Here is a 24,301-nt window from a genome sequence, read left to right on the forward strand (position 1 = left end):
CTCGCGCGCTCTCCAGAAGGCGTGGTGGAATGCGCGGGGTGGTGGCCCCGGTTCCGACGGGGCCACCACCTTCTTGTCCTGCTTCTTGTCCTGTCGGTCCGGCTCTGTCAGGCCGGATCGGCGGAGGTCAGCCGGCGCAGACGGTCACGTGGATGGTGTCGCCCGCGTGGACGACCGCCGGGGCGTGCGGTGAGACCGCGACGACCGTGGACTGCTCGCAGCCGGCCACCGGGGTCCGGCTGAAGCTGGGTGTGAGGTGGAGCCTGACGAGCGCCGCCCTGGCGCCCATCGATTTCAGCCCCGTCAGCGGGACGGTGACGGTGGTGCCGTTCCTCGAGCCGTACAGCACGGTGGTGCTCTTGGCGGAGGTGGTGGCCGCGGCGGTCGGCCGCGGGGTGTGCGAAGCGCCGCCGACGGCGCCGGCGGCCAGGGCGGTGCCCGTGCCGACCACGAGAAGAGCGGCGGCGATGCCCGCGATGGAGGTGGCCCGCTTGCGGCGGGCCCCGCGCTCGATGGCGGCCGTGTCGAAATACGGCGTCTCGGCCGTGTTCGCGAAGTCGTTCATGGCGTTCACCAGTTCCTGTTCGAAGGGTGTGCAGCCGGAAGGCCGCGAACCGTGTGAACTCATCGGGTTCCTTCCGTGGGCTGCTGCGGTGAAGGGGCGGAGAGTGCGGGGAACTGGCCTCTGAGCTTGTCGATGCCGCGAGCGAGCTGGGACCGCACGGTGCTCGGTGAGATCCTCAGGTCGGCCGCGATCTCGTCGTCCGACAGGTCGTGGAAGTACCGCAGTACCACGACCGTCCGCATGCGCCGGGGTAGACCCTGCAGGGCCCGGACCAACTGGTCCCTCGTGTCCACCTGCCCGTACTGGTCCCCGGGGGCGGCACGGTCGCCGCCGTCCTGGTGCGGGACCGTGCGGCGGAACCTCCGCCACCGGTCGTTGGCCAGGTTCACCATGATCCGCCGGACATAGGCGTCCGGTGCGTCCTTGGCGGCTATGGTGCGCCACTTGCGGCAGGCCCGCTCCAGGGTCTCCTGGACCAGGTCCTCCGCCGCCTCGCGGTTTCCCGTCAAGACGAGGGCCCCGCGGAACAGTACGGCCGACCGGGCGACGACGAAGCCGTGAAACTCATGTGCCGTCTCCGTCCCCGTCTCCGCCGGCCCGAACTCGTCGCCTACGGTGCGGACTTCGCGCTTGGTTGCCAGATCCACTCACCCCTCCCTTCCTGTCACCCCTCCTCGACGGGAAACCGGTCTCATGTGCTGCACGCAGATCGTGAGACCTGGGTCACAGTGTGGGGCTTGCTGGGGGGCGCGGTGCCGGGGTGATGGTGATCGTGGCTGCCATCTCGGTCAGCAGGCCGCGCTCGACGCGCGGGCCGGGGAGTGCGGGAGCCGGTCCAGGACGATGCGGCATCGCCCACGCCGTGCCCCGGGGCGATCAGGGCCGCGAGCCCCTCGATCCAGAGCGAGTGTGGAACGGGTGGTCGATACCGGGCTGCGACACCCGAGGCCACCATCCCGGCTCGTCGCAGTGACCCACCTCACGGGAACTGGCCCGGTGCAGCTGACAAGTACCTGCGTGAAGCAATCCTTGCGAGCTCGTCTGCGAGCCGGCGATCCAGAAGCCTTCCGCCAGCTGTACCAGGATCTGGGCCAGGCGATCTACGCGCACGCCTACCGCGCCACGGGCGACTGGTCGGCGGCCGAGGACGCGGTGTCGCTGACGTTCCTGGAAGTGTGGCGGCTGCGCGAGCGCCTGGAAACGGGTGACGAGAGCGTCCGCCCCTGGGTCTACGGCATCGCCACCAACGTCCTGCGCAACCGCGGCCGCGCGGCACGCAGACACCAGCAGACCCTGGCCCGCTTCCCCACACCGCAGACCGTCCCGGATTTCGCCGACGAGGTCGCCGAACGCATCGACGACAGCGAAAGACTCGCGGCCGCCCGGGCAGCGGTGGCCAGACTGCGCCGCCCGGACCGCGACGTGTTCATGCTGTGCGTCTGGTCCGACCTCAGCTACACCGCGGCCGCCGAAGCACTGGGCATCCCCCTGGGCACCGTCCGCTCCCGCCTGTCACGCGCACGGGCCCGTCTGCTCAGACTGACCGAGCAAGAACTACGTCGCGCGCAAAAAAGAGCGGAACCCCCCGCACCCGTCCGACAGATACAGGGCGACCGCACACCCGCGGTCCGGTCGATACAGGAGAAAGCCCGATGAACGCTCCGAAGCATGGTGACGAGGTCGAGCGCCTGGAGCTGTCCCACCTGCTGCCGCGCCCCGGCACACCAGGTCTCTCTCCCGCCCGGTCCCGACGTCTCGAGGAATACCTGATGCAGGAAGTCACCCGGACCGGCGCGCAGACGCGGCCCTCTCCCGCCCCGAAGCACCGCATGCCGCGCTGGAGCCTGATCGCCGCACCGGCCGCGGCCCTGGCGGTCGCCGCGGCCGTCACGGTCAGCGTCACCGACTCCGGCTCCGGCACCGGGCCCGCTGATGACAGTGTGGCCATGGCATCGGTCATCACCGTCCAGCCCGCCTCCGCCCACGGCGCCACCGCCTTCCTCAGCCAGGTCGCAAACGCGGCGAGCAGGCAGAAGACCCCGGCCGTCGGCGCCCACCAGTTCATCTACGTCAAGAGCAAGGTCGGCTTCACCCACCAGATCAAACAGCGCACCATCGGCGGCCCCGCCAAACTCGACGCCGTCCACCAGCGCGAAGTCTGGCTGGCCGCCGACCCCTCCAGGAACGGCCTCATCCACGAGGGCGGCCAGAACATCACCATCCACAACAGCGGCACCGGCGTGGTCGACCCCGACGCCGCCTCGCAGTCCACGCGGCCCGGCACCGTCCCCCAGATCGCCTCCCTGTCCACCGACCCCGACACCCTGCTGAAGCAGATCTACACCGCCACCCGCGGCCAGGCCCCCGGCAAGGACACGGCCGCGTTCAACTGGATCGGCGAGACCGTCTCCGAGTCGATCGTCCCCGGAGACGTGGCCTCCGCGATCTGGCGGGCCGCCGCGAAGATCCCCGGCGTCGTCCTCGTCAAGGACGCCACCGACGCCGCCGGCCGCCACGGCGAAGCCATCGCCCACGTCTCCAACGGCGAACGCACCGAATACATCTTCGACCACAACACCCACCTGTTCCTCGGCGAGCGCAGCTACCTCATCAAGGACACCCCCGAAGGCAAGGCCGGCATGCTCACCGGCACCAGCGCCGTCCTCTCCCGCGCCGTCGTCAACACGATGGGCGACCTCCCCACAGACACCCGCGCCTGACCCCCACACCACCCCACCGCCCGGCCTCTGACCATCACTCAGCAGCCGGGCGGACCCATCTCCCCACCGCAGCCAACACAGGCAGGTTCGGGAAGAGGCGACTGTGTCCGACAGGGCGCCACGAGCTCGCCGACCTGGACCAGGGCAGCGTTCGGGAACGCGACCGACAGGCCGGCCGGTCCGCGACCTTCTTGCCGCGACGGGAGGAACCCCCGCCCGCCACGAGCGGGGGACCGGCCGCTGGAGGAGGCACGGCGGGAGTTCGACGTCGACGGAGAGGGGGCGAGCCCTGCCGACGAGAACCTTCGAAGACGGCCGGGGCTACTCCTTTGCCCCACCGAGTCCTTCCTTCAGCGGGGCGGGGGGTTTCGACGAGCGCCGCGCGAGTTCTGGACCCGGGCCGATCCGCGGCGCGCGCTGGACCGGTGGTGACCTTTTTCAGCAGTAGCCGCTGTTCAGGAAGCGTCGCTGGGAGGGCTTTCCCAGTTCCAGTTCGATGTCGGTGTGGCTCGGGAGCCTGGCGAACGCCGTGTTGGGGAGGATGAACTCCCTGCCGGTGTACTTCTGGAGCACCGACTGCTCGCGGGCCGGCTTGCAGACGAAGGGATTGGCGTAGGTGTTGTATCCGAGTCCGACACCGGTGTTGAGGAACCCGGCGTCCTGACACTGGTACAGCGCGCCGCGCAGTGCGGCGGCGTTCTTGGGACCCCGATACCGCGCCGCGAAGTTCCGGAAGCACGACTTCGACTCGCCCGTGGCGTAGGGAGAGGGGCCGGCGGCCGCCAGTGCCCCGAGAAACGCCGCGTTGCACCCGATCTTCGCCGAGACCTCCTCCCCGTTGAGCAAGGCGTTCCGGCGGCAGCCGGTCACCGCCTGGAACGCGTCGACGGCGTCCTGGCGCGGGCCGAGCCGGGAATACTTGTAGGCAAGCTGGGTCTGGGCCGCGAGAGGGTACGCCGCCGTGCTGCCGAACTCCTCGTCGAGCAGCCGGAACCATGTCTCGAAAGCCGGCACCTGAGCCCGTACGCCTCGGGGGAGGGTGTAAACGGCAAGGTCAGTGGGAGTGTCCCAGGTGTTGAGGCCCGGATAGCCGACGTACGACAGGACGCCGATGCCGACCTTCGGTGGGGTGTCACCGTACGTCCTGCGCAGCTCCAGGTAGCGCTCGAGGTTGGTGCTGGAGCCCGCCCACGCGTACCAGAAGCCGCTGGGGTACGGCGACGCGCTGCCGCGGGCGTGCGTAGTCCCGAACAGCGACGGCGAGACGCACCTGACCTGCCGCGCCTCCCATGCGGCCCGGTAGGCACGCGGCGTGGAGATGCAGCGGGGCTTCCCGTCCGCCGCCGCGCTGGAGGAATCCGGCATCGCGCCCCCGAGTGCGAGTGCGAGGGCGCTGGTGGTGAGGACGACGAGTGGCATTCGGCCCCGGACGGCTCCCAGACACTTGAGGCTCATGGCTGCTCCTGGATCTCGGTCGGTCGATCTCCGGGGAAGTATCGGCCCCACCGCGCTCATGTCTCCGCAAACAGTCCGCACGCCGGGTCCCGTTGAACCGATCGGACGCTTCAGCGCCCGGCCGCACGGACGCAGCTGCCCGATCCGCGTACGCCAACCGCGTAGGAACGGGGAGGTCCACCGAGCAGGTGTGGAGTCACCTCTGGGCAGGGGCGGTCGGCGTGCTGATCCACAGCTCCATGGGCCAAGAGATCGAAGACATGTGGCTGGACGGCCGGCTTGTCGGTGAGATCGGCCCGGCCCGCCCGACCGCGGTCGCCATCTGCGTTCGTGTGGGTCTGGCCGCCCGCGCTGAACGGCCGTTGTCGCGGCGGCGCGCACCTGCGGGGCGCGGAGGCACGTGACGGGGAAGTGGTGGGCGCTGTCGCCCGGGGCGGGGCGACAGCGCAAGATCCAGCTGTGGTCACCGGCCGCAGGTGGTGAGCTGTAGGGACAGGTCCCAGAGCTTGCGGGCGTTGTCGGGGTCGAGGGCGTGGTCGGCGACGCCGCGGCGGACGCCGGGGGTGAAGGGGCCGGCTTCCTGGCAGTCCTCGAAGTACTTCCCGGTGACGCCCTGGACCAGGGGGGATGCCGCCAGGAGGACGGATGTGGCGGCGCCCTGGGCGATGGTCTTCTCCGTGACGCCGGTCTTGCCCGACGGGTCGAACGAGGCGGGCGGGGCGTCCATGTGGCGGCCGAGCCCCGTTCCCCAGATCCGTCCGGGGTTGAGCGCGTTGACCGCGATGTCGTCGGCTGCCCAGCGCTCGGCGGCCTCCACGGCGAAGAGGATGTTCGCGGTCTTGGACTGGGCGTACGCCAGCCAGGGGTCGTAGGGCTCGGCGGTGAAGTCGGGGTCCTCGAAGCGGACCGGGCCGTTGACGTGTCCGACGGAGCTGAGCACGGCCACCCGGGCGCCGCGGGCGGCGGCGAGGGCGTCGTGGAGACCGACGGTCAGGGCGAAGTGGCCCAGGTGGTTGGTGGCGAACTGCAGCTCCCGGCCGGCCGGGGTGCGCAGTTCGGGGGTGGCCATGACGCCGGCGTTGTCGACCAGGATGTGCAGCGGTCCGGTCCAGTCGGACACGAAGGCCGCGACGGAGGCGGGGTCCGCCAGGTCGAGGCGGGCGGCCCGGGTGCGGGGGTTGCCGGTCTCGTCGGCGATCTCCCGGGCGGCGGTGGTGCCGACCTCCACGGTCCGGGCCGCGATGGTGACCTCGGCGCCGGCCGAGGCGAGCGCGCGGGCGGTCTCGCGGCCGAGGCCTCCCGCGCCGCCGGTCACGATGGCGCTGCGCCCGGTGAGATCGATGCCGGCGACAACCTCGGACGCGGTCGACTGCGGACCGAAGGGGGTGGTGATGAGCTGTGTCATGTTCCTGTTCCTGTTTCCGTCCGGCGGACCGTGCCGGGGACGGGTGTCAGTGAGGCGACCGCCTACACTGGCCGTAAGCGGATGCAAGTCCGGTTCCCGGGTGCCGTAAGCGGAGCCGAATCCGCTTCTGTCGCCTCACCGTAAGCGGACCCGGCTCCGCATGCAAGGAGATGTGATGCCTCGCTCACTGCGCGCGGATGCCCGGGCGAATCACGAGCGCCTGCTGGAGGTCGCTGCCCAGGCTTTCGCGCAGGAGGGCACCGAGGCGTCGATGAAGGCGATCGCGGCCGAGGCCGGCGTCGGAATCGGGACCCTCTACCGCCGGTTCCCCACCCGCGAAGACCTCATCGAGGCGACCTATCGCAACGAGACCGACCGGCTGTGCGCGTCGGCACGGCAACTGCTGAACGAAAAGGCTCCACAGGCCGCGCTGCGCACGTGGATGGAGGCCTTCGTCGACTACATGCTCACCAAGCGGGGCATGGCGGACGCCCTGCCCGTGATCCTGGCCACCCGCGAAGGGCTGCGTCTGCACAGCCGCGACGCCCTGAAGGCAGCCGTGACGACGCTCCTGGAGGCTGGGATCGCCGCCGGACAGGTACGCCAGGACGTGGCGCCGAACGACATCCTCATGGCACTCGGTGGCATCACGCTCATCACGGGACACGAACACGAGCGTGATCTCGCCTCTCGGCTCATCACCCTCCTCCTCGACGGCCTCACCCCTGACCGCGAGTACGGCCCGACGGCCACCGCGTAGCCGCCGCATCCGTGGGAGGGGGTGGTGCGGCCGATGTGCTGCGGCTGCCCGGGGGCGTCGTACGCGCGCGAGCAGCAGCCTGCGGGGAGCGCCCGCGGAGCCTGTGTTCGCGCCGATGGTCGCCCCGGTCTCTGAACTGCCTGCGGGAAGGCCCTGCCAGGGGACCACTCAGGCCCTGTGCCGCTCAGGAGTCGGCCCGCTGAGGACCCGGGGCTGCTCAGCTGCCGGGACCGGTCGGGCGGGGGCCCGGTGCGGTGCCGGTGGTGGATGCGTTCCAGCTGCTGATGATGCGCAGGGATCCGGCTGTGGCGGAGTCCGGCTCGGGCATGTAGACGCACAGCGTCTGGTTGTCATCGCCGGGCAGTTGCATGGACTCGTAGGAGAAATGCAGGTCGCCGACAAGCGGGTGCCAGTAGTGCACAGCCCCGTGGGTATGGCGCAGTACGCGGTGGTCGTTCCACCAGGTGCTGAACTCGGGCGCTTTCAGGGTCAGTTCGCCGATCAGGTCGGCGAGCCGACGATCTCCTGGGCAGCGGCCCGCTTCCAGGCGCAGCATGGCCACGGTCTCGCACGCGATCTGCTCCCAGTCCACGGTGCGTTCGCGAGCCTGAGGGTCGAGCAGGTAGTAGCGGGCGAGGTTGCGCCGCTGGACGGGCAGCGCGTCGAAATCGGTGAGGACGGCGCGCGCGAGGCGGTTGGAAGCCAGGACGTCGGTGCGCCGGCCGATGACGAAGGCGGGCACGTGGTCGAGGGTCTGCAGCATCAGGTGCAGACCCTGGCGGACCCGCTGCGGGTTGACCGGGGCGCGCCGCGCGCCGGGGCGGGCGAGGAGGTCGGTGAGGTGTTCGTGCTCGGTGGCGTCCAGGCGCAGGGCGCGGGCCAGGGCGTCGACCACCTCGGGTGAGGGATGTGCTGCCCTGCCCTGTTCGAGGCGGGTGTAGTACTCGCTGCTCACGCCCGCTAGGCGGGCGGCCTCCTCGCGGCGCAGGCCGGGGACGCGGCGAGTGCGCCCGTCGGCGGGCAGCCCCGCCGACTCGGGGCTGATCCGCGCGCGGCGGGTGCGCAGGAAGTCGGCGATCTCGCGGCTGCGGTCCATACACCCAGTCTGGACCGGCCGTACACCGCCCGCCCCCCCGCTGGGTGGCCCTGCCAGTACCTGTCTGACCAGGGCCATCTTCGGGCCGTTCGGGTCCTTCCCGCGGTGGTCAGCTTGATGCGGAGGCGCCGCGGACGTCGCAGGCCTCTCCGAAATCCGTTGATCTTCCCGGAAGGTGTCATTCCATGGCTACCGAGACTTCTGCCACGGCCTCCACGAAGCCCCTTCACGGCCGGGTGGCTGTCGTCACCGGCGCGTCGAGCGGTATCGGTGAGGCGTCGGCCGAGCACCTGGCGTCGCTGGGCGCCAAGGTCGCCGTACTGGCCCGGCGCGCCGAGCGGCTGGACGACCTCGTCGCCCGCGTCGCGAAGAGCGGCGGTACGGCTGTGGCGGTCGCCGTCGACGTGACCGACGCCGCCGCGGTCCAGGCCGCCGCCGACCGCGTGCAGGCGGAGCTGGGCGGCGCGGACCTGCTCTTCAACAACGCCGGCGTCATGCTCCCCGGCCCCGTCGAGGAACTGCGCGCCGACCAGTGGCAGCGCCAGATCGACCTGAACATCTCCGGCCTGATGAACGTCATCGGCGCCTTCACCCCGCAGCTGGTGCGTGCCGCCGGCGAACGCGGCGTCGCCGACCTGATCAACACGTCCTCCAGCGCCGCGCAGAACCTCTACCCGACGTTCGCCGTCTACGCCGCCACCAAGGCGTTCGTCTCCCACCTGTCCAAGCACCTGCGTGTCGAGCTGGGTACGAAGAAGGTGCGGGTCTCGGCGATCGAGCCGGGCATCGTGGGCACGGAGCTGCAGTCCCATGTCACCGACGAGGGCGCCAGCGCCTGGCTCGAGGGGTCGAAGGAGAGCATCGACTGGCTCCGGTCGGAGGACATCGCGCAGACGGTCGGCTTCATCGCGGCCCTGCCGCTGCGGGTCAACCTCCCGCAGGTCTTCATCATGCCGACCGCCCAGCCCAGCTGACAGCACCGTCAAGCGCGGTGACCTGGTTCGCTCTCCCAGGCCCTTCGCCGGTCCGCGCCTACATCGAGGAACTGATCCCCGACATCCTCGACGGCCTGATCGAGCCCGGAAAGATCCTCGACGCCACCACCGACCTCGACGGCGTACCCGCCGGCTACCAGGACATGGCCGACCGCAAGAGCCTGAAGGTCCTCGCCAAGCCCTGACCCCGAGACACCGGCAGGGGTGCGGCCCGCGCCGCACCCCGCCCGACCGTCGAACCTCGTAAGACACAGACAGCCTCCCACCACAGGACATGACGTGAAGAACATCGGATTCCTCTCCTTCGGCCACTGGTCGCCCAGCGCCCCCTCCCAGGCCCGGTCGGCCGCGGACGTGCTGCACCAGTCCATCGACCTCGCCATCGCCGCCGAGGAACTCGGCGTGGACGGCGCGTACTTCCGGGTGCACCACTTCGCCCGGCAGGCGGCCAGCCCCTTCCCACTGCTCGCGGTCGTGGCCGCGCGGACCTCGAAGATCGAGATCGGCACCGGCGTGATCGACATGCGCTACGAGAACCCGCTCTACATGGCCGAGAACGCGGGGGCCGCGGACCTCATATCGGGCGGCCGGCTGCAACTGGGCATCAGCCGCGGCTCACCGGAACAGGTGATCGACGGCTGGCGCCTGTTCGGCTACCACCCGGCGCCGGGCGAGACGGACGCCGACATGGCCCGCCGCCACACGCACCACTGCCTGGCCTCGGCCGCCGGCCGCTGTGCCGAGCAGGTCGCGTGAGGCCCGCGCGGTTCTGCGCGGTATCGCGTGCTTACCAGCGGTCCTGTGCGGGCGCTGAGGACCGGTGCCCCGATCAAAGCGGTGACGATCAGGGGGAAGCGGGAACGGGAAAGCACGTTTGCCCCTGCCGACCGGGAGACCGTCATCGGGCGAGAGAGGCCGCGTCGCCCATGACCACGACGGGGGGTCGGCGGGATCGAGCGCGCGCAGAAGCTGCTTCATGTGAGCCCTGGAGAGACTGACGCAGGCGTGAGTAGGACCGCCGTGGTCGACGTGGAGCCAAATGCCCCCGCCGCGGTACCCGCCCAAGGGATGGGTGCCGTCCATGGGTGATGTACCGGGCTGCCGGTTGTAGTTGATGGCGATGACGTAGTCGTACACGCCGTTGAGCGATTCGCCCTCGATGCCGGTGTCGTTGGTCGAGAAGGCGCCGGAGTGGTGGTACGGCAGCTTGGTGCCGGGGTCGGCGAGGCGGCCGCCGGCGTCGGTGAGGCCGAACACCCCTATGGGACTGTGCAGATCACCCGCGTAGTGTTCGTCGGTCCAGCCCCTGTAGCCGTTGTGCGCGGCCCATACCGCCCCGGGATGCCAGCGCCCGTCGATCCGTTGCCAGAGCACGGCCTTCGAAGACGCGGAAGCCTTCCCGGCTCCCGTGACGAGGAGGACCTGCCGGGTGTTCTCCGGGACGTGCGCCGGCGTCTTCGGACCGAGCCCCGGCAGCCGGCCGGGGAACTCCGGTCGCGGCTGCACCGTCACCCGGGGTGCGTCAGGAGTGGGCATGAGCTGTGCGGCCGCGGCTCGGGCCGCGACCGATGCCCTGCCCGATGCCACCGTGGAATTCTCGTGAGGTATGTACGTGTACGCGGCGACGCCCAGTGCGGAGACGATGACCGCGGCGGTCACCGAGAGGGAGGCCCTGTGGAGGTGCATGGGTACAGGCTTTCTCAAGGAGTTGGGAAGGCGAGGACAGGGTTCCGCCGGACCAGCGCCACTCATCACGGGACCGGCCGGGCGTGGTTGACATGCCCGGAGACCTGCCGGAGACCTGTCGAAGCGCATCGGTCACCGATCCGCGAGTCGGCGGTGCGGGGTACGTCGTGGGCAGGCTGACCTGCCCACGACGTACCCCTGACACCGCAGTCCGGGAGAGCCGCAGGCTCAGCCGCGGGCGTTCTTCGGCACGCTGATCTGCCGCTCGCCCCAGCCCATCCGGGTGGTCGCCGCGTTGCCGACCGTCGTGCCCGCTGCGAGACCTGCCGTTTTGGCCCTGGCCGAGGGGGTGACCAGCAGAGTCTGATCACTGAGCATCGCGCCGGTCGACGGGTCGACGACCAGCCGCTCCCTGGTGGTCCCCAGCGGCGTCCCGTAGGACTGGGGGAACTCGACTCCGACGCCCGTGCGGCCCAGCGGGTCGGTGACATGGCCGACCACCCGGACTCCGGGCAGGTCGGCCATCACCCGGTACGCCGCCGCCCGGACGCCGGGCTTCACGGGCATCGTGATGAGGTTGCCCGCCTGACGCAGCATCCAGGTACTGCGGCCCGACGTACCGCTGTCCGCGCCGTTGTCCCGCGAGTACAACGTCTCCAGGTAGCGGCGCAGCGCGTCGCTGGTGGAGGGCAGCGCACGCAGGTCCTTGTACGAGACGTTGTCCGGACCGACGGCGTAGATCTTGTCGCCGACACTCGTGTGCATGACCATCGGCCGACCGGGCCCGATGGTGTAGGCGACCTCGGCGTTCCCGGAAGCCTTCCCGACCTCGGCCACGACCGTGTGGGGCGAGCCGGCGGCGTTCCAGCGCTTCTTGTCCGCCGGCGTCCTGGGCTCGGTCGCGGAATTCTCCCCGGAGACCATCAGGCTGTCTGTTCCAGAACGTACTCCCACGGACCACAGGTCGGTCCCCGTACTGCTCACGGCGATGAGGTGCCCGTTCGCATCGGCGACATCCACGTGCTGCGATTGCGTGGTGGTCTGCCAGTACGTTCCCTCGGCGGCCGCGGATTCCGCGTTCCGGGCCGCGGCGAGCAGCTCGATGTGGCCGTCGACGCGAAGGTCCGTCCCGGGGTCGGACGTCCGTGTCGGGGCGGAGGCCTGCGGCCGCGCGACAGGCCGATCGGCAGGCCCCTGCCAGTCGAACGTGCCCGCGGCGGCCACCACGGACGCCGCCACGGCTGCGAGAGCCACCGCCCCCAGAGGGCGGAAACCGCTTCTGCGGCGCGGTACGGCAAGACGCGCCACGCGGCCGTCCGCCGCGTCGGTGACGATGCGGGCGAAGGTCTCCTGTTGCCGTGCCGGGTCTGCCGGCAGGGACGGATCCAGTGCGTCGGGCCGTGCGTCCGCGAGCACCTTCATGACGTCGGGCCGCCCGGACCGCTTGGTGGTGTTCTTCACGCAGGGGCTCCTTGGTGGTGAGTGGGAAACGCGGCTTCCTGGGGAGCCGTTGACGCTGTCTCTGCTGCCTGTGCCGTCTCCAGCGCCTTCTCCAGACGGCGGCGGGCCCGGTACAGACGGACGGTCAGCGTCGCGGTGGTGCAGTCCAGAACCCGAGCGGCCTCCTTGGGACTCAGGCCGTGCCAGGCGATCAGCGTCAGCAGTTCCCGGTCGGCCTCCGGCAGGCTCGCGAGGGCCTCCAGTGCGATGTGCCGGTCGGTGACCACTGCCGCGACATCACTGACGTGGGTCTCGGCGCCACTGCTGATGCGCTGTGCTTCCTCCGCGGCGACGAGGTACTGGTGCGCATCCCGGCGACGCACTTCGCGCACCAGGTTGCGGGCCACGCCGAGAAGCCACGGCAGTGCCGGGTGGGGAATGTCGCGCATCCGCCGCCAGGCGACGGTGAACGTCTCGCTGGTGATGTCTTCTCCCAGTTCACGTCCGACCAGGCTCGTGGCGTAGGCGAGGACACGCGGACAGCACTCCTCGTAGACACCCCGAAAGCGCTCGACAGTCGTCACGCGCTCTCCCTTCATCTCGGATCTCTCACCGAGCAATGCGTGTGGCGACCCGGTTCTTACACGTAGGGGCCACAAATCCTGGTGCTGTGATCGACGTCACGCGGCAGAGCGGCCTCGTGCCATGTCCCGCGTCACTGCCCGAGCGCGTGCGCGACGTCTTCGGGGCCCGCCACCCCACCCTCGCTCGCAGGCGAGATCACGACAGTCCTCACTCCGCTCCTGCTCCTCGTCGAAAACGCCGGGGTGGTCCCGGTGCTCCTGTGGGTGGTGGCCTCCGCGCCGGTCGGCGGCGGTGGCGCCGGCGTGCATTTCGGTTGGGAAGCGGCCCGTGGACAACGGCCGTCCGGTCGGGCGTCGCGCGTCGAGGGCCGGCGCCGCGTGCGGATGCGGTCCCGGAAGCTCACACACGGCGGCGTGAAAGAGCAAGTGACCCCGAATGTGCCGCGCGTCGGCGGCGGCCTCCGCGCAGGCCGCCGTCCACGGCGGGCCTACCCGCGGGCGAGAGCGAGGGATGTCCGGCGGCTGATGAAGCCGTGCTGTGCGGTTGCCGGCCACGCCGACTCCCGCTCCAGCCGGTCTCTTTGGGCTTCCGGCTCGCGGTGGTGCGCCATGCTCGGTTGCGCCGCCCGGGCTCTCTGGTCCGTAGTGAGTTAGATTGCCCGGCTATGAGAGGAAACCGTGGAGTGAGCCGCCGTTCGGTGCTGTCGGCCCTTCCCGTCGCCGCTCTCGCGGCCGTGCCCGCGGACATCCTGACGGCCCGGCGGCGCATGGCGACAGCACCGGCGCCCTTCCCGCAACCTGCCGTGCCGACCTCGCCACCGGTGCCCGGCCCGGGGGCCCAGGTGGTGGAGCAGACGCTCGATGTCCGGCTCACGGACGTTCTTGTACCGGGCTACGGCCGGGTCACCACGCGTACCTACAACGGGACGATCCCGGGTCCGACCCTGCGCGTACGCGGCGGACAGACCCTACGGCTGACGCACGTCAACGGCTTGCCGCCCAATCCGCCCCACACTGGCGGCCGCAACACACCGCACCGCCCCAACAGCTTCAACCTGCACACCCACGGGATGCACGTCTCCCCGTCCGGGGACGCCGACAACGTGCTGCGGGAGTTCGCCCCACGCACCGTGGACGAGGCCGCCGCCGGCGCCCCGGAGCCGCGGTATGTGACGACTGTTCAGATCCCGGCAGGCCACCCCGCCGGCACCTACTGGTACCACCCGCACCTGCACGGAGCCATCGCCGAGCAGATCGTCGGCGGCATGACCGGAGTGATCGTCGTCGAGGGCGACATCGACGAAATCCCCGAGATCAGGGCCGCCGCGGACATCGTCTTGTGCATCAACGAACTGAAACTCAAGGACGGCAAGGTCCCCGCCTTCACCTCCGGCGGATGGATGGCCGGGATTCCCTCCACCTTCACCGTCAACGGCACGGTCAATCCCACCCTGCGGCTGCGTCCCGGCGAGGTCCAGCGGTGGCGGATGGTCGCCGCGACCGCGTTCACCGCCCTGCGGCTCCAAGTCGTCGCGGAACAGGGCAACCTGACGATGCATCAGATCGCACAGGACGGTGTCACCCTCACCAGGCCCGTCGCGCTCGACCTGCTGGACCTGGCCATGGGCAACCGCGCCGACGTCCTGGTCCGGGGCGACGCGCCCGGCCGGTACGAACTGCGGGCCGACGGGCTGCCCGGCCCCATGATGACGGTCGAGGTCGCGGGAGACCCCGTCGAACCGACGATGGCACTGCCGGCGTCGCTGCCGCCGGGCAGACCCTTCCTCGACGACGGGGACATCACCGAACCCGGCGCCGACCGTGAAGTGGTCTTCCACACCGATGAGAGAGTCTTCGCCGGCGCGTTCCCGAACGCCTTCCGCGTCCTGGGCACCCACCCGACGCCCGCGGCCGATCCCGGCGGCGACCTCACCCGCGACCCCGCCTACGGCCTCTTCGACCCCCAATACACCAACCACACGCTGCGACTCGGCACCGTCGAACGCTGGACCGTCCGCACCGACGAGACAATGCCGGCCCACAGCCACCCCTTCCACCTGCACACCAACCAGGTCCTGCTCACCCACCGCAACGGCCGGCGGCTCGACCCACCGGTCTGGCACGACACCATCGCCCTGGCCGGCGGCGCCCCCGGAGACTCCGCCACCTTCCTGGTCCGGTACGAGGACTTCACCGGCCGCACCATCGCCCACTGCCACCAACTGCACCACGAAGACCTCGGCATGATGCAAACCGTCGACTACGTCGAACGTTGACAGAACCGCAAGACAGCGGTCCTGGACGGCCAGGTGCTTGGGCGCGACGCCGGGCTCGCCGACATCGAGGACTGTGCACGGTTTCGGGACATACCGCTGACGGGCCAATCCGAGACGGAGGAGGGTACGGGCGAAAGACCGGCGTGATGTTCAGATCACCCTGTGGACCGCGAGCGGGCGTGCGGTGACGGAGAGCCCGGGCGAGGCTCCTGGTGGGGCCCGCCGGTTACGGCTGGGTACGGAGCCGGCGCAGATCGCCGAGCAGCTCGTGGCTCCGACGCGCGGCCAGAACCGGTTGCACGAACTGTATGAAGCGGTCATCAGCCGGGATCAGGACCTGTCCGACATCCTGGAGCTGATCGTTCGCACGGCCCCGTCTGCCCCTGCGGGAGCTGCTCGACACCCTCGCCGACCATCACCCGAGCGACGGCCACGACGACATGGCCGTCCTCACCATCAGAATCCCTGCGCCGCCCGACGCCGAAAGCACCGAGGGCCACGGACCTCGGTGCTTTCGGCCCATGTCCCGCCGACGGCATCGTGGGAGCGGACGGCCAGGGGCACCAGGCGTTGCTCCACCCGGTGATGCTGGAATACGCGTCAAGCAGATCCACGACGAAGACCAGGGGCGAGCCCGCCGGGATCAGCGGCGAGGGCGACTGGTTGCCGTAGCCGAGACGCGGGGGAACGATGATCTCGCGCCGGCCGCCTACCTTCATCCCCCTCACCCCCGGTCCCAGCCCTTGATGACCCAGCAGATGGTGACGCCACCGAGCGTGCAGGCCCCCGGAGCACACCGGAGCCGGCGGCCACACGTGTCCTGCCATCCGGCGGAGGTCACCGCCGGTCTCGCTACCAGGACGTCATGGGCTGGGTGATCTGCCCGGTCCGGTAGCCCGAGGGGATCGTGAACACGAACTCCCTGGGGTCGGCGTGCGCGCTCTCCAGCTTGTCGGGCACGCTGTGGTATCCGAGTGCGTAGAAGTTCCTGCTCGGGTCCCAGGTGTTGTAGCAGTAGATCGAGTTGCGCTTGATGGTCATGTGGTTCGACGGGATGTTCAGCACGTACGCGGCGCCGCTGGCCCGCTGACTCACCGGCTTGTCGTAGGCGTAGACGTAGTTGAACCGTACGTCCGTCAACACGCCCTCCTTCATGAGGAGATACGCGGCGTCGGAGATGGCCTTGTGGGTGTCGGTGACCTCCAGCCAGCCTGCGGTGAACTTGTGCGAGGCGCCCGGGTACTGCTGCGCGAGGGCCTTGACCTTCGCCTTCACTTTGTTCACGAACGCGTTGTAGACATCCGGGGCTCCGTACGCGGCGTCGCTCAGATTGAAGTTGATGATCTTGTCGACCCCGAGGTTCTTCGCCGAGGCCATGAACTCCGCGGTGCGGCCCGGTACGATCATGCTCGTCCCGTCCGTCGGCCACGAAAGGTTGTGGTGGCCGCCCGCAGCGCACGGGTGGCTGGACGCCCCCCACGTGGTCAGCGGGCACGGGTCCCCGTTCATCAGCGTCGCCAGGTCGCCGTTCTCCCCCTTGGTCACGAGGACCAGGTACACCGGCCGGCCGGCGGCCTTGTGCTCCAGGATGGACCCGGCGAGGCCCAGCGCGTCGTCGTCCTGGTGCGGCGAGTAGAAGATCGCCGGTGCCGCCGCCGCCGAGGCTTTCGGCGCCCAGAGCGTGCTGCTCGCCACCGCGGCCCCGGTCAGTGCCCCGGCCACCAGCATCTGGCGCCTCGTCATCTGCTGTCCGTCACTCATGCCATGATCCGTTCCCTCGGTGTGTACGGTGCCCGGCCTGCCGGCGTCACGCCCCCGGCCGCGGCAGGCCCCGCGGAAGTCCCGTGCGCACGGCCGGAATTCCGGGAACAGTCGATCACTGTGGCGCCCGGCAGCCCAGGCACTTCCACCGGCAGATCTGGCGTCCGGTCCACTTCTGCCGGTACCGGGAGTTCCGTCCGACCGGCGGCGGACTCATCGGCCCCGGGCGGTCCGCATCCGGTCGAGTTCGACCAGTTCCGCGGAAGCCTCCGCCTGGCGGGGGCTGTTGAGGCCGCCGAGGGCGTCGTCGGCCGCGCGCAGAAAGTCCCGGGCTTCATCGAGGTGGTTCAGGTGTCGGAGCACGCGCCCGAGGTCGAGCCGGGCGGGTTCGCTCCAGGCAGCCATCCGGGCCCTCTCGAATGTGGTGACGGCCCGGCGCAGCGGTTCTTCGGCCTCGCCCCAGCGGCGCAGGGCTGCCAAGTCGCGGCCGGTCTCGGCGAGTGCGACGGCGTGATAGACGGCCATCAGGTCGGTTGACTGCCCGGGCATGCCGGTACGGCAGATCACCTCGCTGCGGCGGTGGACGGCCAGCGCTTCCTCCGCACGGCCGACATCGCGCAGGTTGTTGCCGAGTGTGTTCAGGACGGAGAGTTCGGCGAGCCGTCCGCCGGCCGAGGTCTGGCCCTTGAGGCAGGCGGCGGCTTCGCGGAGTCGGCCTATGGCCTCGCCGACCCTGCCCAGTCGCTGCAGGGCTCCGGCGGCGTAGCCGAGCGCCCAGCCGGTCTGCAGGGTGTCGGCGATCTCGCGGGCGGCGGTGAGGGCGAGTTCGGCGGTCTGCAGAGCGGCGGTGTGGTCGTAGCAGCAGTTGTTGTAGGCCCACGCCAGGTAGTTGAGGTGGACCGCCTCGTCCTGCCTGCTGCCGAGAGCGCGGGACGATTCGACGGCGGACCTGAACACCTCGGCCCACAGGCCCCAGTGCTGGTTGAGGTCGGAGAACCAGTGCATGGCCTCCGCCGCGTCGACGACTTCTCGATGACGGCCGGTGGCATGGGCCAGCTTGAGGGCGGAAAGCCACTCGTCGCGCTCGGTCTCCAGCCAGGCGCGGGCCTGGTCACGGTCGGCGGGCGCGGTGGCGGGGTCCGGGTCGCCGTCGTGTGTGTCGTGGTGTCGGTCGGCGTCGAAGCGCAGGGCCGCGACGGTAGCCCGGCGCAGTATCCAGCGGGCGGTCAGGTCGCGGGCGGCGGCGCAGGTCTCGGGGCCGTCGTCGGCGACGGCCCGCTCTTCGGCGAAGAGCCGGAGCAGATCGTGGAAGCGGTAACGTTCCTCGGAGGGATGTGGCTGAAGCAGTCCCGCGTCTGTCAGTTCCTCGGCGCACCGCGCGGCCTCCGCCGACGAGAGACCCGCGAGCAGAGCGGCCGTCGCGGGCCCGAAATCCTTGCCCGCGGCGAGGGACGCGCGACGGAAGACCGTACGGGCGGACGGCCCGAGTCGCCGGTAGGAGAGGGCGAAGGCGGCGCGGACCTGGAGGCCGCCGGCCCGCAGGCCGTCGAGGCGGCGCTCCTCCTGGGCGAGCAGGCCGACGAGTTTGCGCAGGCGTTCGCCGGGTCTCGCGGCGAGCCGTTGCCCCACGATGCGCACGGCGAGCGGCAGGTTGCCACACAGGTCGGCGAGGTCCCGGGCGGCCTGAGCCTCGGCACCGACGCGTTCCGGTCCGACGATGCGGGTCAGCAGTTCCACCGTCTCCTCCCGGCGCAGAACTGACAGTTCGGTGCGGTGGACGGCTTCGAGACCGGCCAGGGCATCGCGGCTGGTGACGATCGTCAGGGAACGTCCGGTGGCGGGGAGCAACGGCCGGACCTGGGCCTCGGTCCCGGCGTTGTCCAGAAGCAGGAGCACGCGCCGTTCGGCGAGCATGGACCGCAGCAGGCCCGACCGGTCCTCCGTTCCCGGGGGAACGCCCCGGTCGGCTACGCCGAGTGCGCGCAGCAGCCGTGCCAGCGCTTCACCCGGATCGGTCGGCTCGGTGTCCATACCGTGGAGGTCGAGAGCGAACTGCCCGTCCGGGAAGAAAGGCGCGAGGCTGTGCGCGGCGTGCACCGCGAACGCGGTTTTACCGAGCCCGGGTTGGCCACAGACGACGATGACCGGCGGATGCGCGGCCTCGGCGGCTGCCACCAGGGACCCCAGCTCGTCCAGGGAGCGGCGGCGAGCGGTGAAGTCACTCAAGCCGCGGGGGAGTGCGAGCGGGTGGCCGGCCGGGCTGTCGCCTGTACGTTCACCGCGCGGCCGGCCGGCGGCAGCGGCGCGCTCCAGTTCACCGGCTGCCGGCTGCTCCAGGCGCAGGGCCTCGCACAGCGCCTGCACGGTGCCGCGCTGCGGGCCGCGGGTCCGGCCGCGTTCCATGTCCGCCAACGCGCGAACGCTGATGCCCGCGAGGTGGGCGAGCTGCTCCTGGCCGAGTCCGGCGCCCCGGCGCAGCGCGACCAGCATTCGCCCGAGCTCGTCCGGTCCCGAGGCGCTGTCCACGCCCATGATGGTTCCCCCGCCCCACGCGACCGGCCCTGGGCGCGGTCTTCCCTGGATCAGAAGTATGGACGATCAACGGTGCGCACGGCCCGGCACTGTGCGGCTGCCGTGCGGCGGTACGGCCGGAGGTGAACGAAGTCACCTTCAACCGCGCGGCACAGCCGGAGGTGAACGAAGTCACCATGCCCCGGACGCCGGCATCGAGGCGTTGACCGGACTGCGCCGGCCTCCCGGCCGACCCCTACGCATGGCCGTCGGATGCGCAGGAGGACGTCACAAGGCGTGACGCCTCGTGATCGGGGCCCCCGGCTTTCGCCGGCCGCGCCGCGGACCTGATCGGCTACCGCAGATTCTCTCCGTGGGCGGGCTGCGGGATGCTGTGGAGCCGATCCTGCAGCGCCGCCAGCAAACCGGGCAGATCGGGGGCGACGGCGAGGTCGTCCAGAGTGGATGCGGGTAGGAACCCGGAGTCGGCGATGCCGCGCAGGGCGCCGAGCAGCGGCGTCCAGAAGCCCCCGGCGTCAAGGAAGCCGATGGGCTTGGCGTGGAATCCGAGCTGACGCCAGGACCACACCTCGAAGATCTCTTCCAGGGTGCCGAGACCGCCGGGCAGGGCGACGAAGGCGTCGGCACGCTCGGCCATGAGGGCCTTGCGCTCGTGCATCGAGTCGCACATGAGTAGCTCCGTCACCCCTTCGTGCGCCCACTCCCGTTCGACCATGCTGCGCGGCATGACACCGATGACCTCGCCACCCGCCTTCAGCGCGCTGTCCGCCACCACGCCCATCAGGCCCCGGCGGCCACCGCCGTAGACGAGACCGATTCCTCGCCGGGCCAGCTCTGCGCCAACGCCGGCGGCCAGCTCGGCATGCGCCGGGTCGTGTCCGTCGGACGCGGCGAGAAAGACGGCGAGACGGCGCATGAAGATCTCCCGAAACGGTTGTGGCGGATCCTTCGGTCTAGCACAGACACTCCGGCGCTGACCAAGGCCTTTCCTGCGAGGAAGGGACCGTGGGACGGCTCGCGGTGGGCGCCAGGTCCTTTCCGGTCACGGCGGTCGGCTACCGTCGGCCGCTCGCCTGGGTCCGCACGCCGGGCCTGGTGCGGTGGGTCGGGGTGGAGGGCACCGCTACTTTTGGCGCGGGTCTGTCGCCGCGGTACCCGCCGGCGCGGCATGTCGCGGTGTTCGAGGTGAACCGGCCCGACCGCTCGGCCCGCCGGTTGCTTGGGCAGTCGGTCCCGCTCGACGCACAGGCACGATCAGGCCCCGGCCACCGGCGTCGCGGTCCGCCCGACGCCGGACGCCGGACGGAGAAAAACTTGGTATGTGGTGCCGACGGGACCAGGTAACGTCTTGCTCATGTTCTTCCAGACGCTGATTTACGAGTGAGAGTGTGATGGGCCCCTGCTGACGTCCTTCGACGTCGCCGTGCCCGTCCCCCACCGATGAATCCGTAGATCACTTCACGACATTCCGGGAGAACCCGTGAGCAAGAACATCAACAACCCCGTGGGCATGGGCGGCGGCCAGCGCAAGAAGCTGTCCCGCGCCGAACGGCAGAACAACGGTCCGCACCGCAACCTCGACCGCCGGAGTGCAGCCGACCAGAAGGCGGAGCTGGTGCGCAAGATGCGCGAGAAGGCAGGCGCAGCCGAGGGCGCCGGGCAGACGGGCGACGACACCGCACAGAGCTGACGCGGCGCCGCCGCGGGACGGCACCGCACGGGGGGCCCGGACCGCGACACGTGGTCCGGGCCCTGCTGCAGTACCGGGCGCGGCCGGTCCCGCTCAGCTCTCGGCCGAGCACCCGTGTCTCAGCCGACCCACCGGGGCGGCCGCAGATTCAGATCAGTGGGTCCGTGTCAGCCATCCGGGCAGCTCATCCGACCCCCAGGACAGCAGCACCACTACCTCGGCCGACAGGCATCACGCGTGGGCCCCGCCACATGGGAAAAGCACGCTTCATGAACGACGGTTTCACCCAACCGGCCGGCGCCAGGCACGCCACAAGCGGGGCGGCGGTGAGCGTGGTACATCGGCTCGTTTCTGATGCCGGTAGCCGGTTGCGGCGTACGACGTGACGGCCGGTGGCTCAGTGGTGTCGTACGCCTGCCTCCTCGCCGTACTCGCCGAGTATGACCACGTCGAGGGCCGCGCCCGCGAACACCTTCACGGCGCGCAGGGCGTCGCCGAGGAGGTGGCGGTGGTGTCCTATGGAGAAGGCGGTCGCACCGCGGGCGGTGGGGCCGTGAGGGGCCGGACCTGAGATGAAGGTGGCTGCGCTCATATATCCATAATGGGGGCTAATGCCTCATATGGCGTCGGTCTGAGGACCGAACATCGACATCCCTTCGCCCGCACCTCTGGGATCGAGGAGTGGCAAAGTGGCTGGGCAGTCACCCGGCTGTTTCCGTCCGCGTGCCGCATCATCGGGGTGCTGAGGAGCGCTCGATTCAGCTCTTCGAGCGGTCCGACGCCGTGTCCGCAGTCCGGGGCGGCGGGCTCATGAAGGGGCCCGGGCGGCGCTGAGTCGGGCCTGGCCGGCGGGACGTTGACACCTGTGGTCATTTCTAGCGGGTCTGGCGGCCGGCGTGCGTATCCACCGGACAGCGGCGAGAATGCGGTGAATCAGGGCCCGCGTGCCGAGACCGCAGGCGTGCGGCCCTCTCTGGTGGGCGAGCCTGGTGGGCGCGGAGCACGCACTTACGTATACCCATGGTCGTTGGCAGAGGATCGGCCCCGACGCCGTGGTGGTCGGCTCAACGTCGCCCCCGGCGGTCGCGGTGGGCCAGCCGGCTCTGCAGGTGGGGCAGCGCACTGGTGCGTCGCCGACGTAGGGCAGCTCTGGCGGCGTTCGCCCCGGGTGCGCCATGGACGCCTCCGCCCGGGTGGGCGGAGGCGGAAGCGAGGTAGAGCCCAGGGACGGGAGTCTCCGGGCGGCCGGTGCCGGGGAGAGGGCGGAGGGCCAGTTGCTGATGCAAGGCCGTGGTCCCACCGTTGATGGCACCCCCATGGAGGTTGGCGTCCAAGCTCTCCAGGCTGGGCGGGGCGAGAATACGGCGAGCCCTGATGAGGTCTCGGAAGCCGGGGGCGTAACGCTCGACCTGTGCCTCGACGCGGTTCGCCATCGCCTCCTGCTCTCGGACGTCCCACCTTCCGGTCAGTCCACCGTCGCCGGCGTCGCCCCGCACCCGTTGTGGAACGTGCGTGTAGGCCCAGGCGGACTCGGTGCCCAGCGGCGACCGCCGGGGGTCGGCGGTGGTCATCTGGCCGAAGAGGACAAAGGGTTCGTCCGGAACGAGACCCATGGCGATCTGTGCGGCGAAGAGGGTGAGGCCGTCCACACCCTCCGCGAGGTGAACGGTTCCTGCTTGAGTGGCTTCAGGGCAGGTCCAGGGCACCGGCCCGTTGAGTGCCCAGTCGACTTTGAAGGTGGAGAAGTCCCACTGGAACCGCTTCAGGTCGCGGAGCAATTGCCCAGGGAGGTGCCGTTCGCCCACCAGGGAGCCGTACAGAGCCGGCGCGGACACATCGGCCAGGACCGCTCTGCGAGCCTGGACCGCCTCACCGTCCCGAGTACGGACGCCGACGGCCCGCCCACCGCGGATGACGACCTCGGTGACCTGTTCCCCACAGCGGACGATGCCTCCCCGGCGCGCCAGGCGGCGGACGAGAGCGGAGGTGAGTGCCCCGGAGCCTCCGGCGGGAACGGGAAAGCCATAGGTCTGGCCGAGCATGGACATGAGCCAGCCGAAGCCCCCGCTGCCGGTCGCCTCCGGTGCGAGGTCCGCGTGGAGGGCGTTGCCCGCGAGCAGAAGCCTGCCGCCTTCGCCGCGAAACTCCTCCTCGCCCAGACGCCGCACCGGCAGGAGCACGGTCCTGGCCAGCCGCAGCCCACCTGCCCCACGCAGTTGCAGTGCCAGCCGGGCCCCGGCGCGAAGTGGCGGAAAGGGGGTGAACAGCGCGGTGAGGATGCTGCTCCGCAGAGCTTCCCAGACCTCCCGCAGCTCCTTCCACGTCTCCCCGTCGCCGACGGCGAACGTCTCCAGGTTTGCGGCAGTTTCCTCCAGGTCACGACTGAGAACCGCGCAGCGGCCGTCCCGCAAGGGGTGGGCGAGCACCTTCGGGGCGTGGCTCCAGGTCAGCCCCTCCCGCTCCAGGTTCAGGCGGGCCAGGACCGGAGATGCCGCAGCGAGCGGATAGAAGGCGCTGAAGAGGTCGCTGGTGTAGTCAGGGTCGACGCCGCGGTCGTGTCGAACCGCTCCTCCGGGCTTGTCCTGGGCTTCCAGGACCTCTACGCTCCAGCCGGCGTCGGCCAGGAGGTTCGCCGCGACCAGCCCATTGGGCCCCGCCCCGATCACTACTGCGTCAGGCATGACTCACTCCCGGCTTGGTAGTTGGCGTCGCCTTCAGAGACTGCCTCCGGGCGTTGACGCTGGTTCAGCCGCTGCGGGGTCGCAGTTGGGCGGTGTAGGGGGCGGAGCTCTCGGTCTCCTCGCACAGGCGGGCAAGACGGGCCAGCATCACGCGGTGCCGAACTTGTTGTACGGCGTCCAGGAGGCCGTTGTGCAGAGCGCCGCCCGCCCCGCGCAACGGGTGCTCGTCGAAAACCAGCAGAGTGTGCTCGCCCCACGGCCGTAGTTCGATCGCGATCCTGGCTGTGCCCAAGCAGCCGCTGTCCGCTTCGAGTTCGAGGACCGATGCCGGTTCGCTGCGGCGTACGACGGTCTGGTTGTCCAGGGTGAGCGGACCGACTTTGACGCGATAACGGAGGGCGGCCCCCAGTTGGGGCCACTGTCCCTCGCTCGGTTCGACCCGTGAGGTTCCGACGACCCAATCTCCGTACCGTTTGACGTCGGACAGAACCTCCCACACGTCCTCGGGAGATTTCCTGATCAACCGATGGCGTACGGCCATGTCTTCCTCCGGCGTCCTAAGTGTCGTGCCGCTCCCTGCGTTTTCCACGCTAGGCCCCGGTGGGGACTCCTGCGCGAGGACACCGGGCCGAAGGGGGAGCGCGCCGGTGCCCTG

At 70.4% G+C, this 24,301-nt stretch carries 20 protein-coding genes and 2 pseudogenes; 8 read left to right on the top strand and 14 right to left on the bottom strand.

Annotation, left to right across the window (positions count from 1 at the left end; translation table 11 throughout):
• Positions 1 to 127: 127 nt before the first annotated feature.
• The gene (locus tag GFH48_RS34520) at positions 128 to 628 is read right to left on the bottom strand and encodes a hypothetical protein (RefSeq protein WP_153291999.1); all 501 of its coding nucleotides are present in this window, start codon (positions 626 to 628) and stop codon (positions 128 to 130) included.
• The gene (locus tag GFH48_RS34525) at positions 625 to 1,212 is read right to left on the bottom strand and encodes a SigE family RNA polymerase sigma factor (protein ID WP_153292000.1); all 588 of its coding nucleotides are present in this window, start codon (positions 1,210 to 1,212) and stop codon (positions 625 to 627) included. Before GFH48_RS34525 ends, GFH48_RS34520 begins: the two co-directional genes overlap by 4 nt.
• A 382-nt stretch (positions 1,213 to 1,594) precedes the next feature.
• On the opposite strand from GFH48_RS34525, the gene GFH48_RS34530 reads away from it, so the two are divergent.
• Positions 1,595 to 2,221, top strand: coding sequence for an RNA polymerase sigma factor (locus tag GFH48_RS34530; protein WP_228121093.1), 627 nt, complete (start codon positions 1,595 to 1,597; stop codon positions 2,219 to 2,221).
• Positions 2,218 to 3,285, top strand: coding sequence for a CU044_5270 family protein (locus GFH48_RS34535; RefSeq protein ID WP_153292002.1), 1,068 nt, complete (start codon positions 2,218 to 2,220; stop codon positions 3,283 to 3,285). The genes GFH48_RS34530 and GFH48_RS34535 overlap by 4 nt, the downstream gene beginning before the upstream one ends.
• 438 nt (positions 3,286 to 3,723) lie before the next feature.
• Here the strand turns inward: GFH48_RS34535 and GFH48_RS34540 are convergent, their stop codons facing one another.
• Positions 3,724 to 4,740 (bottom strand): hypothetical protein, encoded by a 1,017-nt coding sequence (locus GFH48_RS34540; protein ID WP_153292003.1) that lies wholly within the window; start codon positions 4,738 to 4,740, stop codon positions 3,724 to 3,726.
• 463 nt (positions 4,741 to 5,203) lie between these two features.
• On the bottom strand, positions 5,204 to 6,145 hold the full coding sequence (locus tag GFH48_RS34545) for an SDR family NAD(P)-dependent oxidoreductase (RefSeq protein WP_153292004.1): 942 nt from the start codon (positions 6,143 to 6,145) through the stop codon (positions 5,204 to 5,206).
• A gap of 175 nt (positions 6,146 to 6,320) precedes the next feature.
• Here GFH48_RS34545 and GFH48_RS34550 point away from each other — a divergent pair, with 175 nt between their 5' ends.
• The gene (locus GFH48_RS34550; RefSeq protein ID WP_153292005.1) at positions 6,321 to 6,905 is read left to right on the top strand and encodes a TetR/AcrR family transcriptional regulator; all 585 of its coding nucleotides are present in this window, start codon (positions 6,321 to 6,323) and stop codon (positions 6,903 to 6,905) included.
• Between the two features lie 217 nt (positions 6,906 to 7,122).
• Here GFH48_RS34550 and GFH48_RS34555 read toward each other — a convergent pair whose 3' ends face one another.
• Positions 7,123 to 8,001: a helix-turn-helix transcriptional regulator gene (locus GFH48_RS34555; protein ID WP_153292006.1), complete on the bottom strand. Its 879-nt coding sequence runs from the start codon at positions 7,999 to 8,001 to the stop codon at positions 7,123 to 7,125.
• Positions 8,002 to 8,186: 185 nt separating this feature from the next.
• Between GFH48_RS34555 and GFH48_RS34560 the strand changes: the two genes are divergently transcribed.
• The 3 genes and pseudogenes from GFH48_RS34560 to GFH48_RS34570 all read left to right on the top strand — a co-directional run.
• A complete protein-coding gene (locus GFH48_RS34560) occupies positions 8,187 to 8,975 on the top strand; it encodes an SDR family oxidoreductase (RefSeq protein WP_153292007.1) in 789 nt (262 codons plus the stop codon).
• A 17-nt stretch (positions 8,976 to 8,992) separates the two neighbouring features.
• Positions 8,993 to 9,181 carry a hypothetical protein gene (locus GFH48_RS34565; protein ID WP_228121094.1) on the top strand — a complete coding sequence of 63 codons (189 nt, stop codon included), beginning with the start codon at positions 8,993 to 8,995 and terminating at the stop codon, positions 9,179 to 9,181.
• A gap of 94 nt (positions 9,182 to 9,275) precedes the next feature.
• Positions 9,276 to 9,701: pseudogene (locus tag GFH48_RS34570) on the top strand (LLM class flavin-dependent oxidoreductase); the annotation flags it as partial.
• A gap of 1,209 nt (positions 9,702 to 10,910) precedes the next feature.
• Here the strand turns inward: GFH48_RS34570 and GFH48_RS34575 are convergent.
• Positions 10,911 to 12,143 (bottom strand): CU044_5270 family protein, encoded by a 1,233-nt coding sequence (locus GFH48_RS34575; RefSeq protein WP_153292008.1) that lies wholly within the window; start codon positions 12,141 to 12,143, stop codon positions 10,911 to 10,913.
• Positions 12,140 to 12,706, bottom strand: a complete 567-nt coding sequence (locus GFH48_RS34580) for an RNA polymerase sigma factor (protein WP_153292009.1) — start codon at positions 12,704 to 12,706, stop codon at positions 12,140 to 12,142. Before GFH48_RS34580 ends, GFH48_RS34575 begins: the two co-directional genes overlap by 4 nt.
• A 683-nt stretch (positions 12,707 to 13,389) precedes the next feature.
• Here GFH48_RS34580 and GFH48_RS34585 point away from each other — a divergent pair.
• A complete protein-coding gene (locus GFH48_RS34585; RefSeq protein ID WP_194280755.1) occupies positions 13,390 to 14,982 on the top strand; it encodes a multicopper oxidase family protein in 1,593 nt (530 codons plus the stop codon).
• Positions 14,983 to 15,584: 602 nt separating this feature from the next.
• Here GFH48_RS34585 and GFH48_RS34590 read toward each other — a convergent pair.
• The 4 genes and pseudogenes from GFH48_RS34590 to GFH48_RS34605 all read right to left on the bottom strand — a co-directional run.
• Positions 15,585 to 15,733: pseudogene (locus GFH48_RS34590) on the bottom strand (FKBP-type peptidyl-prolyl cis-trans isomerase); the annotation flags it as partial.
• Positions 15,734 to 15,834: 101 nt separating this feature from the next.
• On the bottom strand, positions 15,835 to 16,743 hold the full coding sequence (locus GFH48_RS34595; RefSeq protein WP_153292011.1) for a PIG-L deacetylase family protein: 909 nt from the start codon (positions 16,741 to 16,743) through the stop codon (positions 15,835 to 15,837).
• Between the two features lie 213 nt (positions 16,744 to 16,956).
• The gene (locus GFH48_RS34600; RefSeq protein ID WP_153292012.1) at positions 16,957 to 19,275 is read right to left on the bottom strand and encodes an ATP-binding protein; all 2,319 of its coding nucleotides are present in this window, start codon (positions 19,273 to 19,275) and stop codon (positions 16,957 to 16,959) included.
• A 334-nt stretch (positions 19,276 to 19,609) separates the two neighbouring features.
• The gene (locus GFH48_RS34605) at positions 19,610 to 20,191 is read right to left on the bottom strand and encodes an LOG family protein (protein ID WP_153292013.1); all 582 of its coding nucleotides are present in this window, start codon (positions 20,189 to 20,191) and stop codon (positions 19,610 to 19,612) included.
• A 564-nt stretch (positions 20,192 to 20,755) separates the two neighbouring features.
• Between GFH48_RS34605 and GFH48_RS34610 the strand changes: the two genes are divergently transcribed.
• Positions 20,756 to 20,965, top strand: coding sequence for a DUF6243 family protein (locus GFH48_RS34610; protein WP_153292014.1), 210 nt, complete (start codon positions 20,756 to 20,758; stop codon positions 20,963 to 20,965).
• A 397-nt stretch (positions 20,966 to 21,362) separates the two neighbouring features.
• Here GFH48_RS34610 and GFH48_RS34615 read toward each other — a convergent pair whose 3' ends face one another.
• The 3 genes from GFH48_RS34615 to GFH48_RS34625 form a co-directional block, all read right to left on the bottom strand.
• Entirely contained in the window at positions 21,363 to 21,557 is a 195-nt protein-coding gene (locus GFH48_RS34615; RefSeq protein ID WP_153292015.1) for a hypothetical protein, read from the bottom strand.
• 472 nt (positions 21,558 to 22,029) lie between these two features.
• Positions 22,030 to 23,646, bottom strand: a complete 1,617-nt coding sequence (locus GFH48_RS34620) for a phytoene desaturase family protein (protein ID WP_194280756.1) — start codon at positions 23,644 to 23,646, stop codon at positions 22,030 to 22,032.
• A gap of 64 nt (positions 23,647 to 23,710) precedes the next feature.
• Complete coding sequence (locus GFH48_RS34625; RefSeq protein WP_153292016.1) at positions 23,711 to 24,187, bottom strand: SRPBCC family protein; 477 nt, start codon at positions 24,185 to 24,187, stop codon at positions 23,711 to 23,713.
• Positions 24,188 to 24,301: the final 114 nt, after the last annotated feature.

It is taken from the genome of Streptomyces fagopyri, assembly GCF_009498275.1.
Taxonomy (GTDB): Bacteria; Actinomycetota; Actinomycetes; order Streptomycetales; family Streptomycetaceae; genus Streptomyces; species Streptomyces fagopyri.

Coding starts and splice junctions, on each gene's coding strand:
- GFH48_RS34600 (WP_153292012.1), bottom strand. CDS start 19,275: ATGGGCGTGGACAGCGCCTCGGGACCGGACGAGCTCGGGCGAATGCTG.
- GFH48_RS34555 (WP_153292006.1), bottom strand. CDS start 8,001: ATGGACCGCAGCCGCGAGATCGCCGACTTCCTGCGCACCCGCCGCGCG.
- GFH48_RS34550 (WP_153292005.1), top strand. CDS start 6,321: ATGCCTCGCTCACTGCGCGCGGATGCCCGGGCGAATCACGAGCGCCTG.
- GFH48_RS34620 (WP_194280756.1), bottom strand. CDS start 23,646: ATGCCTGACGCAGTAGTGATCGGGGCGGGGCCCAATGGGCTGGTCGCG.
- GFH48_RS34520 (WP_153291999.1), bottom strand. CDS start 628: ATGAGTTCACACGGTTCGCGGCCTTCCGGCTGCACACCCTTCGAACAG.
- GFH48_RS34560 (WP_153292007.1), top strand. CDS start 8,187: ATGGCTACCGAGACTTCTGCCACGGCCTCCACGAAGCCCCTTCACGGC.
- GFH48_RS34540 (WP_153292003.1), bottom strand. CDS start 4,740: ATGAGCCTCAAGTGTCTGGGAGCCGTCCGGGGCCGAATGCCACTCGTC.
- GFH48_RS34595 (WP_153292011.1), bottom strand. CDS start 16,743: ATGAGTGACGGACAGCAGATGACGAGGCGCCAGATGCTGGTGGCCGGG.
- GFH48_RS34605 (WP_153292013.1), bottom strand. CDS start 20,191: ATGCGCCGTCTCGCCGTCTTTCTCGCCGCGTCCGACGGACACGACCCG.
- GFH48_RS34615 (WP_153292015.1), bottom strand. CDS start 21,557: ATGAGCGCAGCCACCTTCATCTCAGGTCCGGCCCCTCACGGCCCCACC.
- GFH48_RS34545 (WP_153292004.1), bottom strand. CDS start 6,145: ATGACACAGCTCATCACCACCCCCTTCGGTCCGCAGTCGACCGCGTCC.
- GFH48_RS34625 (WP_153292016.1), bottom strand. CDS start 24,187: ATGGCCGTACGCCATCGGTTGATCAGGAAATCTCCCGAGGACGTGTGG.
- GFH48_RS34535 (WP_153292002.1), top strand. CDS start 2,218: ATGAACGCTCCGAAGCATGGTGACGAGGTCGAGCGCCTGGAGCTGTCC.